The following is a 15,849-nucleotide window of genomic DNA, read 5'->3' as shown; positions in this document are numbered from 1 at the left end:
TGACTCCCGACTTCTGACTTCTGACTTCTGACTTCTGAAAACTAAAATATCTCAGAAGCCTCTTTCAATTTCTCAGTATTCTCCACCAACATTAGCTCGTCAATAATTTTTTGGATATCGCCATTCATGATGTTCTGCAAATCGTAAAGTGTAAGTCCAATTCTGTGGTCCGTGACCCTACCTTGTGGATAGTTGTACGTTCTAATCTTTGCCGAGCGATCTCCACTGCTCACCTGCGAATTTCTTTTGGCCGCATCTTCTGCCTGCTTCTTGGCTAATTCCATGTCGTACAAACGGGAACGTAACACTTTAAAGGCTTTATCCTTGTTTTTGTGCTGCGATTTTTCATCCTGACATTGGGCTACAATCCCTGTTGGAACGTGTGTCAATCGTACCGCGGAATAGGTGGTGTTCACGGACTGTCCTCCAGGTCCTGAAGAACAGAAATAATCTATCCGTACATCTTTTGGGTCAATTTGAACATCAAATTCCTCTGCCTCCGGGATTACCATGACGGTGGCAGCACTGGTGTGTACCCGGCCTTGGGTTTCGGTTTGCGGCACCCGTTGTACGCGGTGCACTCCAGCTTCAAACTTTAAGGTGCCGTACACATCTTCCCCACTTACTTCAAAATGGATTTCTTTATATCCACCGCTGGTTCCCTCACTTAAATCGATAATATTGGTCTTCCAGCCTTTGGATTCGCAGTATTTGGTATACATTCGGAATAGGTCCCCAGCAAAAATACTGGCCTCATCGCCTCCAGTTCCTGCCCTGACCTCCATAACCACATCCTTTGCATCTTCAGGGTCTTTCGGAATCAACAGAAACTTTATTTCTTCTTCCAATTGGGGCAAGGCACCTTTGGCCTCTTCCAGTTGCATCTTGGCCATTTCCACCATCTCGGCATCACTGCCATCTGCAATAATTTCCTCTGCCTCGTTAATATTATTGGTAAGTTCAATGTATTGATCCCGCTTATCAACCAATACTTTAAGGTCCTTGTACTCCTTGTTCAGTTTTACATACCGCTGTTGGTCCGAAATGATATCAGGCTGAATGATAAGGTCTGCGACCTCATCAAAACGTTGTTTTACAATGTTGAGTTTATCGAGCATATCTCCTTCCACTAAGACTGCGAATTTACGATTAATTTGTACATTTAGTAAATGCCTTGGTTATTGTTCCGCCTTAAAACGTATCGGCTTGTCTTTCTGTTCTATAAGACGATTTTTGTTCTATCCAATACCATCACAATTTTCCTGTTTGTCTTCAAGGTTTCCTTTTTCTCAGTGATGTGCTTTAAATTGATGCTATTGGGAATTTATTTTCTGAAATTACAAGATGGTGAGTCAAAACAGAGCCTAGTTTTCTACAACAATTTTGGCCTCTCCAAAACGCATCTTTTTTGCCTTTCTTTTTTGATGGAACTTCTTACCTCTATCCTTATTTATTTCGTTTTCTTTCAATGATTCTTGAGGTAGACAACATAGAACTGAATTTTGGTGCCAAACGGATTCTTTTTGGCATTTATCTTCGTGCACAGCATGGAAATGTGACTGGCATATTGGGAAGGAACGGTTCTAGAAAGACTTCTCTTTTAAAGATTATCTTCGGGTGTTTGGCATCAAAATATAAATCGGTTCGCATTGACGGTAAAGTCATTCAAAAAAAGCTCTTCCAAACCAATAAAGTGGCATATCTTCCACAACATCAACTTTTGCCAAATTCCATGAAAATCCAAACCGCCTTCAATCTTTTTGATGTGGATTGGAATAAATTTAAAAAGGAGTTTGAAAGCTTTAAAGTTTACCAAAACCTAACTATATCTGAGCTTTCAAGTGGGGAAATCAAGGTTTTGGAGACCTATCTTATTTTACATCAGAACAAAGAGATCATCTTACTTGATGAACCTTTTTCATTTATCTCGCCGCTTTATATACAGAAGATAAAATCCATAATTGAAGTACGAAAAAAGAACAGTGCAATCCTAATAACAGACCATTTTTATAAAGATATTCTAGAGGTCAGTGACAACATTTATTTTCTTGCTAACGGATGTTCCAAATCGATTAAGAGTGTTGAAGATTTGGTAAGCGAAGGTTATGTAAGGCCTAATTCGCGATAAATGTAGTTCCCAAAGTGATGATAAAGGCATTCAACCCATCACTGCGGTCATACTGACTAAAGCGGAGGTCAATGGTCTTGAGTCCAAAATTGAAAATAGAGGCACTTGCAAAAATATCCTTGTATTGAACACCAAACCCATATTGATGGGCATCATATTCGGATAAATCATAATCTGAAGTATAAAACTCGTAAGATGACAAAGCTGCCTCCTTGGGATAAAAATAATCTGCCGCAGTTTGGGTGTAGTAGCGGTACGAAGGATACAGCGTAAACCTGTCCGTCAACTTAAAGGGAGTTTCAAGACTGGCGGTATGCGAAGTAATCCCCCAATCATCCCAATAATAGCGATAATAGGACCGCAGCACCAACAAATCGTTCACATAATAGTTAAGGCGCCCACCAACAGGAACCTTTAACCTCTTGTCGGGTAGTTGCTCTACATTGTCCGCCAATTGAAAATCCTCAATGAAAAAATCGTTGTTATCTGCAAAATACACCCGTTGAAATGGCGTACTCAACAACCCATTTTGAGTTACAAGATCCACAAAAAGAGCGCCTTGCAATTTCCGGCTCAAAATCTGGGAAAAACTAAATGATAAGGAGTAGGAATTCCGATTTTCCTTTCCAAATTCGGTAAAATTTGGATTATAGGTTCCGATACCTGTGATTCTATCATCAAAAAAGCCATCTCTAAGTTCTATTGGATATATGGCATTCCATTTATCTAGGAAAACACGACTGCTGAATGTAAATTCGGTGTTCTTTTCATTGAAGAGTCTTGTATAACTTCCGCCAAAACCAAAAGAAAAATAATCGTATTCCGAAGAAAAATAGATATTGCCACTCCAAATGGTATTCCGATCCTCTGAACTATGCTGGTAACTAGGGTTAATGTAGGCCAACAAATCCTTTCTGGATTCGCCTGATGAAGCATCAAAAGGGTTGCCTTCCCTACGCCCATCCCAAGGGTTGACATTACTGGAAGATGCTGAGGTATAGGCTGACAATCCCACATCTACCGTAAGGATGTCATCTTCGTTCATGGGCATGCGTAATACCAAGGTTGAAGTGGCGTCGGTTAAATCTTCCGTACCTTCTCCACCCGTTACGGCGGCATGTCGCCCATCTTGGTCGTAATAACTGAACAGCACATCAACCTCACTGGTCTCCAACACGCGTCGCTTGTAGGAAGTATCGGTTTGTTGTGCCCATCCCGTAACCATACCCAAAGCACATACAATCAGTATCAATGCATTTTTTAAGTTGTTGGAATGTTGAATTTTTGGATTGTTCTCCATCTCAAGGGCTATCATTTTAGTTACATCCACAGCCCCCACCTGTTTTTCCCCCGTTGGCTCCGGATGAAGCTTCGCGATAGATATGAAAGTTGGTCTCAAAGCGTTCACAAGGTCTCGCTCCCAGTTGCATCTCAGCATCACTTACATACACCTTTTCATATTCCCGAACCGCAACACAGGAACTGGAAAAAATTAAAAGAAGAAAGAAAAAAAGAAGTTTTCCCATGGAATAAATTTACGGATTCGTATCGAAAATGATTCCTGAACTCTTGTGTATTTTATTGTCTGAATCCACTACAACGACCTCTACCCCATCAATCTGGTTAATCATGTGTATCCCTGTGTCCTTTCCCATGATAAAGACTGCTGTGGCCAAGGCATCGCATAATTCGGCATGCTTGGCAAAAACCGATACACTATTGATACCATTAGTAGGGTATCCGGTACGTGGGTCAATAATATGGGAGTACTTTTTGCCATTTAGGGTGATGTATTTTTCATAATTGCCCGATGTGGCCACTGAAGATTCCACTACAGGTAACCAACTAAACACCTTTTCCTTGCTCAAGGGATTGGCAATACCGACCAACCATTTTTCCCCGGTTACTTTGGTGCCCCAAGTGGTTAAATCGCCCGAAGCATTGATAATGCCCCCCTTAACCTGTTTGGAGGTTAAAAGCTCCTTGGCCTTGTCCGCAGCGTACCCCTTACCAATAGCGCCGAAGCCTATTTTCATACCGGGTTCACTTAAAAACACAGTTTGCGCTTCTGGGTCCAATACTATTTTCTTATATCCAATTTTTGCGATGGAATTTTTAATATCCACTTCTGCAGGCATACAGTCCATGGTGCCATCAAACTTCCAGATGTTATCCATGGATGCGTAGGTAATATCAAAGGCTCCATCTGTGATTTCGGAAATTTTTATCGCTCTCTCTATCAAACGAAATAATTCTGGGCTCACCTTTACAGCTTGTATTCCTGCATTTTTGTTGATTTTGGAAGTTTCGGAAGCTTCATCCCATGAGGAGATCATTCTTTCTATCCGCTCTATTTCCGAAACCGCTTCATCAATATCCAGATAGCCAATTTCCTCATTTGGGGCTACAACGGTAATTTCAAACCGGGTACCCATCAGTTTCAGGGTCTTTTTTACCGTAATATCACGCTGCACCAACTGTCCTTGCGACAGCATACAAAACAGGCTGCAAAAAAGGACTGTGAGCGTTTTCATTTTACAAAATCATTGAGTACTGCAATATATTTTTCTGGGGTGGCCCTTACATTAAAACCTGTCTTGCCCAAAACAGATTGGTTCTTATCCAACACTACTACCAAAGGAAAATATCCCTTTGGATTGTACTTTTCAGCTAAGGTTTTATTGACTGCTGTTTTATCTTCGGGAAGTTGGTTCTTTTTCTTTCGGGGAAAATCGGCATTATAGAGCACATAATGGGAAAAAGCATAGCTTTTGAACTCATCCGAATCCAAAATATTTCGTTTTAGCCGGATGCAGGGAGCACACCAATCAGACCCTGAAAAGACCAAAACAATGGGTTTGTCTTCCTGAATGGCCAAATCCACAGCATCGTTGAAATTATCTTGCCACTCTTGGGCATGCATAACGCCAACGAAACATAAAAATACTATGGTTAAGAACTTCTTCATACGATTTTGGTCAAACCCGATTACTCAAAAACCCGAAGTATGGTACCGTCGAGTTCTGTGCTAAAAATTTTCAACGGGTTGCTGGTAGTGTTCAAATTAAGAGATGTGCCATCTTGAGCAAATCTGGATTGATGTGTGGTGCAATGAAATACGCCGCCATCTTCAGATATAAAACGGATTTCCTCGGTTCCTTGATGGCTACAGATCTTACTTGCCGCAATAAGTTCACCTTGCAAGTTTCGGGCCACAACAATATCAAAATAGGTAAGGTCCTGAGAAGATTTCACAGAAATATAGCCCCCGTTGTTTGCCAATGGGGCAGCTAAAGCTGAGTCTAAATCAATGGTAAAATCAACCCCATTGGAGACGGGAAACGTTTCCAGTTCACCATCTTTGGAGCATCCTTGAGCACAAGGAAACATAAGGGCAAAAGCTGCACCTGCGCCCAGGCTTCTTAAAAATTCTTTTCTTTCCATAGCAAGAGGTTTATAAAAAGAACGTTAAAATACCTTGATTCGTATGCTAATACTCAAACTTACCATACGTACTTTGTATGGTCAATTTTTTGTGTTCTGAAGCTTCTACACGACCAACAATTTGGGCATCTACATCAAAACTTTTGGATATTTTGATAATATCGTCCGCAACTTGTTCATTCACATAAAGTTCCATGCGATGTCCGCAATTAAAAACCTGGTACATTTCCTTCCAGTCCGTGCCCGATTGTTCCTGAATCAATTTAAACAGTGGAGGAATGGCGAACATATTGTCCTTTATGATGTGAAGGTTCTCCACAAAATGAAGAATCTTGGTCTGTGCCCCACCGCTACAATGGACCATCCCATGGATTTGGTCTGCATTATATTTTTCCAATATTTTTTTGATGATTGGCGCATACGTACGAGTGGGTGAAAGCACCAATTTTCCGGCATCTAATGGGGAATCTGACACTTCATCGGTTAGTTTTGTTTTTCCGGAATAGACCAACTCTCCAGGAACCAAAGCATCATAACTTTCGGGATATTTTTGGGCCAAATATTTCTCGAATACGTCATGGCGGGCCGAAGTCAGTCCATTACTGCCCATTCCCCCATTATATTCACTTTCGTAACTCGCTTTTCCGAAGGAAGCCAATCCTACAATGACATCCCCGGCCTTAATATTGGCATTGTCAATTACTTTTGAACGTTCCATTCGGGCGGTGACGGTGGAATCCACAATAATGGTGCGTACCAAATCACCTACATCCGCTGTTTCTCCACCTGTGGAACGAATGGTAATCCCATGCTTTTCCAAATCGGAAATCAATTCTTCAGTACCATTGATGATGGCTGAAATGACCTCTCCGGGAATCAAGTTTTTATTTCGCCCAATGGTGGACGATAGCATGATATTGTCTGTGGCACCCACGCAGATAAGATCATCCACATTCATGATAAGGGCATCTTGGGCAATGCCTTTCCATACGGAAATATCTCCGGTCTCTTTCCAGTACATATAGGCCAAGGAGGACTTGGTACCGGCTCCATCGGCATGCATTACCAAACAGTGCTCTTGGCTACCCGTTAAATAATCGGGTACAATTTTGCAAAACGCCTTTGGAAAAAGGCCCTTATCAATATTTTTGATGGCATTGTGCACATCTTCTTTGGAGGCAGAAACTCCACGTTGTGCATATCTTTTACTCGTGTCCGACGACATAATCTTGGTTTGGGCAAAAATAGCGGAAAACCATCAATTCACACTTAGGTTGTCACGCTCTTTTGAAAAGTGTTCTTTAGATGAGGCTTTCTACTTTGTAAACAAGATTTCCCTATACTTTGTAAAAGGCCATAGATCGTCCGAAATCAGTTTCTCCAATTTATCGGATTGCTCCCTTATGGTATCAAAATACGGTTTTACATTGTTGCAATAGGCCTGTGCTTTTTTGTCAATGGTGGAAAGTCCATTGGCCCTTTTTCGGGCATCTGTCATTTCATCGGTCAATTTTTTGATTTCGAGAATATGTTCCCCCACTTGTTCCAATAGATTCAATTGGCTTTCGGCTACTTTCTTGTGAGCGGCACCATATACTTCTTTCAACCCTCCAATATTTTCCAATAAAAGGTTTTGGTATCGGATAGCTGCAGGAATGATGTGGTTATACACCATTTCCCCCAATACCCTTCCTTCAATCTGGATATGGAAAATATAGGCCCCCAACTCTACATCTTGCCGTGCTTTGAGTTCTACCTCGCTCATCACATCCATTTCCTTGAACAGCCCCACACTTTCTTTTGAGGTGATTATTTGCAAGGCTTCAGGTGTATTTTTATTGAAACTGAGTTTACGTCTTCGGGCCTCCTCTTGCCATTCCATGCCATAGCCATCGCCTTCAAAACGAATTCTTTTAGAGGTTTTAATGTATTCCCGCAAAATATTGAAGACCGCTTCATCCTTCTTTAGATTCTTCTTGTCAATCAGCGCATCCACCTCCTTTTTAAAATCAGTGAGTTGTTTGGCTACAATGGTATTGAGCACCGTCATGGGCTTGGCGCAGTTCATTTTGGCCCCGACGCCCCTCATCTCAAATTTGTTTCCCGTGAAGGCAAAGGGGGAGGTTCGGTTTCTATCGGTATTATCCAACAAAATTTCGGGAATTTTACCCACCACATTAAGCTTGAGTTCCGTTTTTTCCTCGGGGGACAATTTTCCTTTGGAAACGCCTTCCAATTCATCCAGCACATCACTCAATTGTTTTCCAATAAAAATGGAAAGAATGGGCGGCGGTGCCTCATTGGCTCCCAACCTGTGGTCGTTACTCGCCGATGCAATGGAAGACCGGAGCAGTTCCTCATAGGTATCCACCGCTTTTATGGTGTTCACAAAAAAGGTCAAAAATTGAAGGTTCTTCATAGGTGTGGTACCAGGGCTCAACAGGTTCACGCCCGTATCGGTCGCCAAGGACCAGTTGTTGTGTTTTCCAGAACCATTTATTCCAGCAAAAGGTTTTTCATGAAAAAGCACCTTAAAATTATGTTTGCTTGCCACTTCTTCCATCACATCCATCAACAATAGGTTGTGATCCACGGAGAGATTGGCCTCTTCAAAGACCGGGGCCAGTTCAAACTGGTTGGGCGCCACCTCATTATGTCTTGTTTTTACAGGAATGCCCAATTGAGTGCACTGTTTTTCCAAATCGCTCATAAAGCTCAAGACCCGTGGTGGTATCACCCCAAAATAATGGTCGTCCAATTGTTGGCCTTTTGCTGAAAAATTCCCGACCAACGTCCTACCTGTCATGGTTAAATCCAATCGGGATTGGGCCAATGCCTTGTCCACCAAAAAGTACTCTTGTTCCCAACCTAATGTGGCATATACTTTTCGAACATTTTTATCAAAATATTGGGCCACACTGGTTGCTGCCTGATCCACAGCGTGCAATGCCCTCAAAAGTGGCGCTTTATTATCCAAAGCTTCTCCCGTATAGGCCACAAAAATGGTTGGAATACAAAGCGTGGTTTTATAAATGAATGCCGGAGAAGTGGGGTCCCAAGCGGTATAACCGCGAGCCTCAAAAGTGTTTCGAATTCCGCCACTTGGAAAGCTGGATGCATCTGGTTCTTGTTGAACCAACTGGGCACCACCAAACTTTTCCATGGCTTTTCCTTCGGGCAAAATATCAAAAAAGGCATCGTGTTTTTCCGCCGTTGCTCCTGTCAATGGCTGAAACCAGTGGGTATAGTGCGTTGCACCCATGGATAGGGCCCACGCTTTCATTCCCTCGGCCACTTGGTCGGCTATTTTTCTATCGATTTTACTCCCCTGAAAAATGGCCGATTTTACATTGTCAAAAGCTTCCTTGGTTAGGAATTGGAGCATCTTTTCCTCATTGAACACTTGCTTTCCAAAAAGTTCTGATCGCTTCCCCGATTCGTCTATGTTCTTATGTTCCCTTTTCTGGCTTTCGGCCAAGGCCTGAAATCTCGTTTTTGGCATCTCGATTTGTATTAATTCCGCAAAGCTACAATTAACAATTTAATAATATATTCTCAAAAAATTAGTTTTTTTTCACCTAACCCCGCCCAAAATATGGGGTAATATAAATAATAGGGTTCAGTTTGTGATTTTACCCCCTCAGAACATTGATAATTCAATGAAAAAGTTATTTTTGTTGATCGTGAATTTGAGAACAAATAACTACCAGAATTATGAGCAAAATTAAATTAGAATACCTTTGGTTAGATGGGTATTACCCAACTCAAAACATTAGAAGTAAGACCAAAGTTGAAGATCATGAAAATTTTAAAGGAACCTTGGAAGAGCTTGGTAACTGGTCTTTCGATGGATCATCCACACAACAAGCTGAAGGTGGATCTTCTGACTGTTCGTTGGTGCCTGTGGCCATCTATCCCGACCCTGCCAGAAAAGATGGTTATTTGGTAATGTGCGAGGTTATGAATGCAGACGGGACCCCACACGAGTCCAACGGTAGGGCCACCATTGATGATGAAGATGACGACTTCTGGTTCGGTTTTGAGCAAGAGTATTTTATTATGGACACTGCAACAGGATTGCCTTTGGGCTTCCCTGTAGGTGGTTATCCTGCCCCTCAAGGAATGTACTATTGTTCTGTTGGCGGAAAAAATACACACGGCAGGGAACTTGTTGAAGAGCATGCCGATCTTTGTATTGCCGCTGGACTTAACTTTGAAGGAATCAATCAAGAGGTTGCCTGTGGACAGTGGGAATTCCAATTGTTCGCCAAAGGTGCCAAAAAAGCAGGTGATGAAATTTGGGTCGCCAGATATTTGCTGCAAAGATTAACCGAGTCTTACGGATATTATATTGAATACCACCCAAAACCACTTGGTAAGGACATGGACTGGAATGGTTCTGGTATGCATGCCAACTTCTCCAACACTACATTGAGAACTGCTGGTTCCAAAGAGGTTTACGAGAAAATTTGTGAAGCGTTCAGACCTGTTGTAAAAGAACACATTGAGGTTTATGGTGAGTTCAACGATCAACGTTTGACCGGTAAGCACGAAACTGCTTCCATCAATGATTTTAGCTATGGGATTTCTGACCGTGGAGCTTCAATCCGTATTCCATTGATTACTGTGGAAAGAGGATGGAAAGGTTGGTTGGAAGACAGAAGACCAGCTTCCAATGGAGATCCGTATAAGATTGCGGCCAGAATTATAAAGACCGTTAAATCCGCTAAGGTATAACGTATATAAATTAGTTGTTGATTATAGATGTAAACCGTCCCAATTTTGGGGCGGTTTTTTATTTTATGGTCATATAGACAAAGCTGCCATAAAATAGGAGCAGTACCAAACCATCGCGCCAGCCCAGACGCAATCCTTTTGGAAAAAACACAAGGGGCAATATCAAGAAGGAGATACCCAACATCCAAAAAATATCATTGGAGAGCAATCCATGGTCCATAACGGTGATTGGGGTTATTATGGATGTAATTCCGAGTACGGCCAAAAGATTAAAGATGTTGGAGCCAATTAAATTCCCCAACGAGATAGCCTTCTCTTTTTTCAATACGGCTATCACAGAAGCAGCCAACTCTGGAATACTGGTCCCGACGGATACCACAGTTATGCCAATGACCCTGTCACTAACCCCAAGTGTTGAGGCCATACCCACCGCCCCTTTGATCAAGAGCTCAGAACCACCCCAAAGCGCAATACCACCAATGCCTAAATACAATACGATTTTATACAACGGTAGAATAACATCATCTTCAGGCATTTCATCCACAACGGCTGTTTTTTGAAATCTGAGCAGATAAATGAGGAATACAAATAGGAGAATCACAAGTATAACCCCTTCATACTGCTGTAGCTGTCCATCAAAATATATAAAACCACAAAAAAGTAATGATGCAACCATCATTACAGGCCAATCCGTGGTGTAAAAACTCTTTCGGACATCAATACTTCCCATAATCACTGTAATGGCCAACACCAAACCAAGGTTGGCAATGTTGGAACCTACCACATTTCCCAAAGCTAGGTCAGGAAAACCATCCAAGGCCGCTTTTACACTTACAATAAGTTCCGGTGCTGAAGTGGCGAAAGAGACCACCGTCATTCCAATGACAATTTTTGGAATGGCCAATCGCAATGATAAGGCCACAGCAGACTTCAACAACCAATTTCCTCCAGCAATAAGCAAGACCAATCCAAAAACAATAAAAAGCAAGTTTTCCAAAAAAGCAGAATTTATGGCAAATATATGGGAAGATTTACGGCTTTAAAGGAGAAGGCCAAAAAAGAAATAACTATATTTTTAGTAATTCAACTACAAAAATAGTTGTATAACTTAAAAATTAGTTTTACTTTGGTCAGTATAAAATCATTGTCATGCAAAAATTGACCAATAAGGAGGAAGAAGTGATGAAAATACTTTGGCGTTTGGAAAAAGCATTTGTCAAAGAAATTATGGGTGAACTTTCTGGTGAAAAACCACATTATAACACCTTATCTACCATTGTACGGAATCTTGAGGAAAAAGATTATGTAGGCCACGAGGCTTTTGGGAACACCCATCGATATTATCCCTTGGTGACAAAGGAGGCATATCGCAAAAAGTTTATCAATTCCACCATAATGGATTATTACGATAACTCTTATAAAAACCTAGTCTCTTTTTTTGCCAAGGAAGAGAAAATTTCTGCTGAAGAACTTCGGGAAATTCTTGAACTCATTGAAAAAAACAAATAAATGGAAGATTTTTTACTCTACATCCTGAGGTCAGCTGGAATCTCAACACTTTTCTGGTTCTGTTATGTAGTTTTCCTGAAAAAAGAAACATTCTTCAATGCAAATCGGGTATTCCTTCTATCCGGTTTGGTTTTGTCTTTCTTAATTCCTCTCGTAAGTATCAAGGAAATTGTATGGATAGAGCCCATTATGCTGCCTTTCAATAGTGGTACTAGTCAACTTGAAACAGGTACGGATAATGTCTCAACAGTCCATTGGATGGCCATCCTATTCATAGTTTATGGTTTGGGAGCAGCCTTTCTATTTATTCGTCTGATAATAAACCTCCTATCCTTAAAACGAATTGTTGCAAAGGGAGACTGCCAGAAAGAAGGTGGTATTAATCTTGTTGAAACCCAGAAAAACACGACCCCTTTCTCATTTTTCAACTACTTGATATATAATCCGGAAACACTGACCAAATCAGATTTTGATACCATTGTCACCCACGAGCGCGTGCATATCAAAGGCCTTCATACCTTGGACATTCTATTGATACATACCGTAATCCTCCTTCAATGGTTCAACCCCTTTATTTGGCTTTACAAGAGCAATGTGGAACACAATCTTGAGTTTATTGCAGACCGAGGTGCGTTACAATCCGGGCGGGATAGAATTGGGTATCAAAATTTAATGTTGAAGACCGTTGTGGACGCTACGCACCCGTATTTTTCAAATTCATTTTATAATTCAATAATCAAAAAACGAATAGTCATGTTAAACAAACAAAAGTCAAAGAAAAGTAGGGTGTGGAAGTTTGGAATTGTTCTCCCCTTCTTGGTTGGTTTCATTCTCAGTTTTCAAACCACAACCATAGCGCAAGTAAAACAAGTAAAAATTGTTGATTATGCTTCGGATAATAGTCAGCTTCAAGATAGCTATTCGATAAAAAAAAATTCAACCGACGCTGAAATTGCAGAAATTAAAAATTCCATTGAACAAAAAGGTGGTTCATTCACCCATTCCCTAAAAAGAAACACCAAGGGCGATATTGTAGCGTTGGAGTTTAAAATTGTTAACCATGGTACCGGCCAATTTACAAGCACTGTTCCTTTTTCACAATGTTATTTTGGTACTCTAAAAGGAGGTGGTGTATTTGTGGCCGACAATAAGGAGGATTATGATGGCATGAATAACCTTTCCGTAGACAGCCGTGCTCCCACGTCACAAAAACGAACTGTATCTATAAGCCCTCGGAATTCTTCCCAAGAAAAACCATTGGTTGTCATAGATGGAATTATAAAAAAAGACGCCAATATAGACAATCTTGAAATAGCTCCAGGAGAAATTAAAAACATAAATGTCCTGAAAGATGAAATGGCCACAGAGAAGTATGGCACAAAGGGAAAGAACGGTGTTGTTGAAGTTACTACCAAAAAATTTAAAGGCGGTTCAAACAACAGTGTTGCCATACGATCTTCATCGGGCGATAAACCTTTGATAGTTATCGATGGCAAGGAACATCCAAACGCCAATATCAACGATCTTGGATTGGAACCCGAAGAAATTGAAAGCATGAATGTTTTAAAAGATGAATCGGCGGAAAAAAAATATGGAAGAAAGGGTATTAATGGTGTGATTGAAATCACCACTAAAAAGAAGAATTGATTCCCAAAAAACGTAAAAAAAAAGATCAGGTCAATCACAAAAGGTTGGCCTTTTTTATGTCCTTCGCTGAAACGAGATTGCCCAAAAAGGCCCTTTTTTAAATGAAAGCTCCCTTGGTTTTCAAAAACACCTCCAAAAAACCCCTACAATTATTACAAATTGAAATAGATATAGTCGTTTAATATTACACTTTTAAACTTCATCCAAGGGAGCATTAAAAAATTCAAGCGGTAACTCGTTTAAAAAGCTACAATCTTGTATGCAATTGCATAGATTTCAGGGTAAATACTTGTAAACATGAAGTTTATCATTTTATCTTCAAAAAACAAAACCGGTTTACAGCTTCAATTTGTAACCATTAAAATCAAACAAACCATGATTTCCATTGTTAAGTTTCTAGTGTTTTTGCTGATACAGCTCATAGAAACCATTCTTATGTAACCCATGAGGATTTTATCCATTTTTACAGTCGATTACCTTACTTCATTAAGTAGCTTTTCATTTTATTAAAACTTTAGCACTCGAATTATGGCTTGTAGCTTTGATTTAGTTACTTTACACCTGTAACAAATCAAACCTAAAAAAGTGAAAAAAATAACAATTTTGCTTGTCGGCCTAGTTTTTATGGGCGCATGCAAACAAGAATCCAAAAAAGAGGAAATGCCCACCCATAATGCGGAATTTGAGGCCGTATTGAACAACTATTATGAAGATGGCCTAAAGCTGAACCCAATCTCGGCGACCTTGGCTGGCGATCACAGGTATGATGATTCATTTCCCAACATACTTTCCGATGCCTACAAAACGGAAAATAAGGCCTATTCCGAAAGCTATAAGCAAAAACTTTCTGAATTTCCAGACGAAACACTCACTGAAAGTGAACAGATGAGCAAAGCCATTTTGGCCTGGGAATGCGACATTAATTTGGCAGAGTTCAACTACAATGCGGACCTCACCCCCATTGATCAAATGTGGTCCCAAAATTTATTTATAGGGCAATTGGCCAGTGGAGCCAGTGCACAACCTTTCGAAACCGTTGAGGACTATCAAAATTGGATGAAACGTGTGGAGGAGTATTTGGAGTGGCTTTCCAGTACGGAGGATAAGATGAAGGAAGGTATGGAAAAAGGACATGTACTTCCAAAATCATTGATCGTAAAAGTACTGCCCCAGTTAGAATCCCAAATGGAGGAAGATGTGGAGAAGCACTTGTTCTATCAGCCCATACAAAATATGCCTGCTGATTTTACCGACGAAGAGAAAGCTATGCTTACCGAGGCGTATTCAGATATGATCGCCAACAAAATTGTTCCGGCCTATACCAAACTACATGCATTCATGAGCGGTGATTATCTCGATGCCGGACGGGAATCCAGCGGCATTCAAGGTGAACCCAATGGCGATGCATATTATGCCCATCAAATTAAAAAATATACCACTACCAATATGACTGCCGCTGAAATCCACGAACTGGGATTGAGCGAAGTGGCCCGTATTCGTTCCGAAATGGAGAAAATAAAAGAAGAGGTTGGTTTTGAGGGGGATTTAAAGGCGTTTTTCGATTATGTGCGTAGCAATGAAGAACTCATGCCTTTTAGTGAGGCTGAGCAAGTAATCGCACATTTTAATGAAATCCATGAAAGGATGAAACCACAATTGGAAAAGTTGTTCGACAACAAACCTAAAACCCCTTTTGTGGTTCGAAGGACAGAGGCGTTCCGTGAAAAATCAGCAAGTGCGGAATATAATCCAGGTTCGTTGGATGGTACCCGTCCCGGTGTTTTTTATGTGCCAATTCCTGATGCGTCACAATACAATATCTATTCGGATGAATCCCTGTTTTTGCACGAGGCCATTCCGGGACATCACTACCAGATTTCGTTGATGCAAGAAAATGAGGAATTGCCGCAATTTAGAAAGACCCTTTGGTATAGCGGTTATGGTGAGGGTTGGGCCCTTTATACTGAATCTTTGGGCAAAGAATTAGGGTTATATACCGACCCTTATCAATATTTTGGTATGCTGGGTGCAGAGATGCACCGTGCCGTTCGATTGGTAGTGGATACGGGATTGCATTCCAAAGGATGGACCCGCGAGGAGGCCATTCAATATTCCTTGGATAACGAAGCCGAGCCCGAGGCCAGTATCATTTCTGAAATTGAACGCTATATGGCCAATCCGGGACAGGCCCTATCCTATAAAATTGGACAGTTGAAGATTCGCGAATTGCGCAAAAAAGCGGAAGAGTCGCTTGGTGACAAGTTTGATATCGGACAGTTCCATAACCAAGTATTGGAACCAGGATGTGTGCCCTTGGCGCTGCTTGAAGACAAAATTGACGACTGGATTGAGGCCAGCAAATAAATTTAAAAAGGGGCCATCAG

General features: G+C 41.0%; 14 protein-coding genes. 5 read left to right on the top strand and 9 right to left on the bottom strand.

Going from position 1 to position 15,849, the window contains the following annotated elements:
* Positions 1 to 41 precede the first annotated feature (41 nt).
* Complete coding sequence (prfA, locus tag J0X14_RS06475; protein WP_207096951.1) at positions 42 to 1,118, bottom strand: peptide chain release factor 1; 1,077 nt, start codon at positions 1,116 to 1,118, stop codon at positions 42 to 44.
* Between the two features lie 350 nt (positions 1,119 to 1,468).
* Between prfA and J0X14_RS06470 the strand changes: the two genes are divergently transcribed.
* Complete coding sequence (locus tag J0X14_RS06470; protein WP_207096950.1) at positions 1,469 to 2,128, top strand: ATP-binding cassette domain-containing protein; 660 nt, start codon at positions 1,469 to 1,471, stop codon at positions 2,126 to 2,128.
* Here the strand turns inward: J0X14_RS06470 and J0X14_RS06465 are convergent.
* From J0X14_RS06465 to J0X14_RS06435, 7 genes are all read right to left on the bottom strand, one after another.
* Positions 2,115 to 3,428 carry a DUF3570 domain-containing protein gene (locus J0X14_RS06465; protein WP_410548701.1) on the bottom strand — a complete coding sequence of 438 codons (1,314 nt, stop codon included), beginning with the start codon at positions 3,426 to 3,428 and terminating at the stop codon, positions 2,115 to 2,117. The genes J0X14_RS06470 and J0X14_RS06465 overlap by 14 nt on opposite strands.
* A 16-nt stretch (positions 3,429 to 3,444) precedes the next feature.
* A complete protein-coding gene (locus J0X14_RS06460) occupies positions 3,445 to 3,654 on the bottom strand; it encodes a DUF4266 domain-containing protein (protein WP_207096949.1) in 210 nt (69 codons plus the stop codon).
* Between the two features lie 9 nt (positions 3,655 to 3,663).
* Positions 3,664 to 4,623: an FAD:protein FMN transferase gene (locus J0X14_RS06455; RefSeq protein WP_242527940.1), complete on the bottom strand. Its 960-nt coding sequence runs from the start codon at positions 4,621 to 4,623 to the stop codon at positions 3,664 to 3,666.
* A 35-nt stretch (positions 4,624 to 4,658) separates the two neighbouring features.
* Complete coding sequence (locus tag J0X14_RS06450) at positions 4,659 to 5,096, bottom strand: thioredoxin family protein (RefSeq protein ID WP_207096947.1); 438 nt, start codon at positions 5,094 to 5,096, stop codon at positions 4,659 to 4,661.
* 20 nt (positions 5,097 to 5,116) lie between these two features.
* Complete coding sequence (locus J0X14_RS06445; protein WP_207096946.1) at positions 5,117 to 5,572, bottom strand: ubiquinol-cytochrome c reductase iron-sulfur subunit; 456 nt, start codon at positions 5,570 to 5,572, stop codon at positions 5,117 to 5,119.
* Positions 5,573 to 5,618: 46 nt separating this feature from the next.
* Positions 5,619 to 6,797 (bottom strand): AIR synthase related protein, encoded by a 1,179-nt coding sequence (locus J0X14_RS06440; RefSeq protein ID WP_207096945.1) that lies wholly within the window; start codon positions 6,795 to 6,797, stop codon positions 5,619 to 5,621.
* Between the two features lie 90 nt (positions 6,798 to 6,887).
* Entirely contained in the window at positions 6,888 to 9,074 is a 2,187-nt protein-coding gene (locus tag J0X14_RS06435; protein WP_207096944.1) for a glutamine synthetase III, read from the bottom strand.
* A gap of 212 nt (positions 9,075 to 9,286) precedes the next feature.
* Here J0X14_RS06435 and J0X14_RS06430 point away from each other — a divergent pair, with 212 nt between their 5' ends.
* The gene (locus J0X14_RS06430) at positions 9,287 to 10,309 is read left to right on the top strand and encodes a glutamine synthetase beta-grasp domain-containing protein (protein ID WP_207096943.1); all 1,023 of its coding nucleotides are present in this window, start codon (positions 9,287 to 9,289) and stop codon (positions 10,307 to 10,309) included.
* Between the two features lie 58 nt (positions 10,310 to 10,367).
* Here J0X14_RS06430 and J0X14_RS06425 read toward each other — a convergent pair whose 3' ends face one another.
* Complete coding sequence (locus J0X14_RS06425) at positions 10,368 to 11,306, bottom strand: calcium/sodium antiporter (RefSeq protein WP_207096942.1); 939 nt, start codon at positions 11,304 to 11,306, stop codon at positions 10,368 to 10,370.
* A gap of 152 nt (positions 11,307 to 11,458) precedes the next feature.
* Between J0X14_RS06425 and J0X14_RS06420 the strand changes: the two genes are divergently transcribed.
* The 3 genes from J0X14_RS06420 (at position 11,459) to J0X14_RS06410 (ending at position 15,829) form a co-directional block, all read left to right on the top strand.
* Complete coding sequence (locus tag J0X14_RS06420; RefSeq protein ID WP_207096941.1) at positions 11,459 to 11,818, top strand: BlaI/MecI/CopY family transcriptional regulator; 360 nt, start codon at positions 11,459 to 11,461, stop codon at positions 11,816 to 11,818.
* Positions 11,819 to 13,465: a M56 family metallopeptidase gene (locus J0X14_RS06415; protein ID WP_207096940.1), complete on the top strand. Its 1,647-nt coding sequence runs from the start codon at positions 11,819 to 11,821 to the stop codon at positions 13,463 to 13,465.
* Between the two features lie 624 nt (positions 13,466 to 14,089).
* A complete protein-coding gene (locus tag J0X14_RS06410) occupies positions 14,090 to 15,829 on the top strand; it encodes a DUF885 domain-containing protein (RefSeq protein ID WP_207097504.1) in 1,740 nt (579 codons plus the stop codon).
* Positions 15,830 to 15,849 lie beyond the last annotated feature (20 nt).

Source organism: Allomuricauda sp. CAU 1633 (genome assembly GCF_017313225.1).
Lineage (GTDB): Bacteria > Bacteroidota > Bacteroidia > Flavobacteriales > Flavobacteriaceae > Flagellimonas.
Note: the sequence above shows the minus strand (reverse complement) of the source record. Positions and strands in the feature narration are given on the sequence as shown.

What these genes read in the sequence shown, in the direction of transcription:
- prfA (WP_207096951.1), bottom strand. Translation starts at nt 1,118, where the DNA reads ATGCTCGATAAACTCAACATTGTAAAACAACGTTTTGATGAGGTCGCA.
- J0X14_RS06470 (WP_207096950.1), top strand. Translation starts at nt 1,469, where the DNA reads ATGATTCTTGAGGTAGACAACATAGAACTGAATTTTGGTGCCAAACGG.
- J0X14_RS06465 (WP_410548701.1), bottom strand. Translation starts at nt 3,428, where the DNA reads ATGGAGAACAATCCAAAAATTCAACATTCCAACAACTTAAAAAATGCA.
- J0X14_RS06460 (WP_207096949.1), bottom strand. Translation starts at nt 3,654, where the DNA reads ATGGGAAAACTTCTTTTTTTCTTTCTTCTTTTAATTTTTTCCAGTTCC.
- J0X14_RS06455 (WP_242527940.1), bottom strand. Translation starts at nt 4,623, where the DNA reads ATGCTGTCGCAAGGACAGTTGGTGCAGCGTGATATTACGGTAAAAAAG.
- J0X14_RS06450 (WP_207096947.1), bottom strand. Translation starts at nt 5,096, where the DNA reads ATGAAGAAGTTCTTAACCATAGTATTTTTATGTTTCGTTGGCGTTATG.
- J0X14_RS06445 (WP_207096946.1), bottom strand. Translation starts at nt 5,572, where the DNA reads ATGGAAAGAAAAGAATTTTTAAGAAGCCTGGGCGCAGGTGCAGCTTTT.
- J0X14_RS06440 (WP_207096945.1), bottom strand. Translation starts at nt 6,797, where the DNA reads ATGTCGTCGGACACGAGTAAAAGATATGCACAACGTGGAGTTTCTGCC.
- J0X14_RS06435 (WP_207096944.1), bottom strand. Translation starts at nt 9,074, where the DNA reads ATGCCAAAAACGAGATTTCAGGCCTTGGCCGAAAGCCAGAAAAGGGAA.
- J0X14_RS06430 (WP_207096943.1), top strand. Translation starts at nt 9,287, where the DNA reads ATGAGCAAAATTAAATTAGAATACCTTTGGTTAGATGGGTATTACCCA.
- J0X14_RS06420 (WP_207096941.1), top strand. Translation starts at nt 11,459, where the DNA reads ATGCAAAAATTGACCAATAAGGAGGAAGAAGTGATGAAAATACTTTGG.
- J0X14_RS06415 (WP_207096940.1), top strand. Translation starts at nt 11,819, where the DNA reads ATGGAAGATTTTTTACTCTACATCCTGAGGTCAGCTGGAATCTCAACA.
- J0X14_RS06410 (WP_207097504.1), top strand. Translation starts at nt 14,090, where the DNA reads ATGGGCGCATGCAAACAAGAATCCAAAAAAGAGGAAATGCCCACCCAT.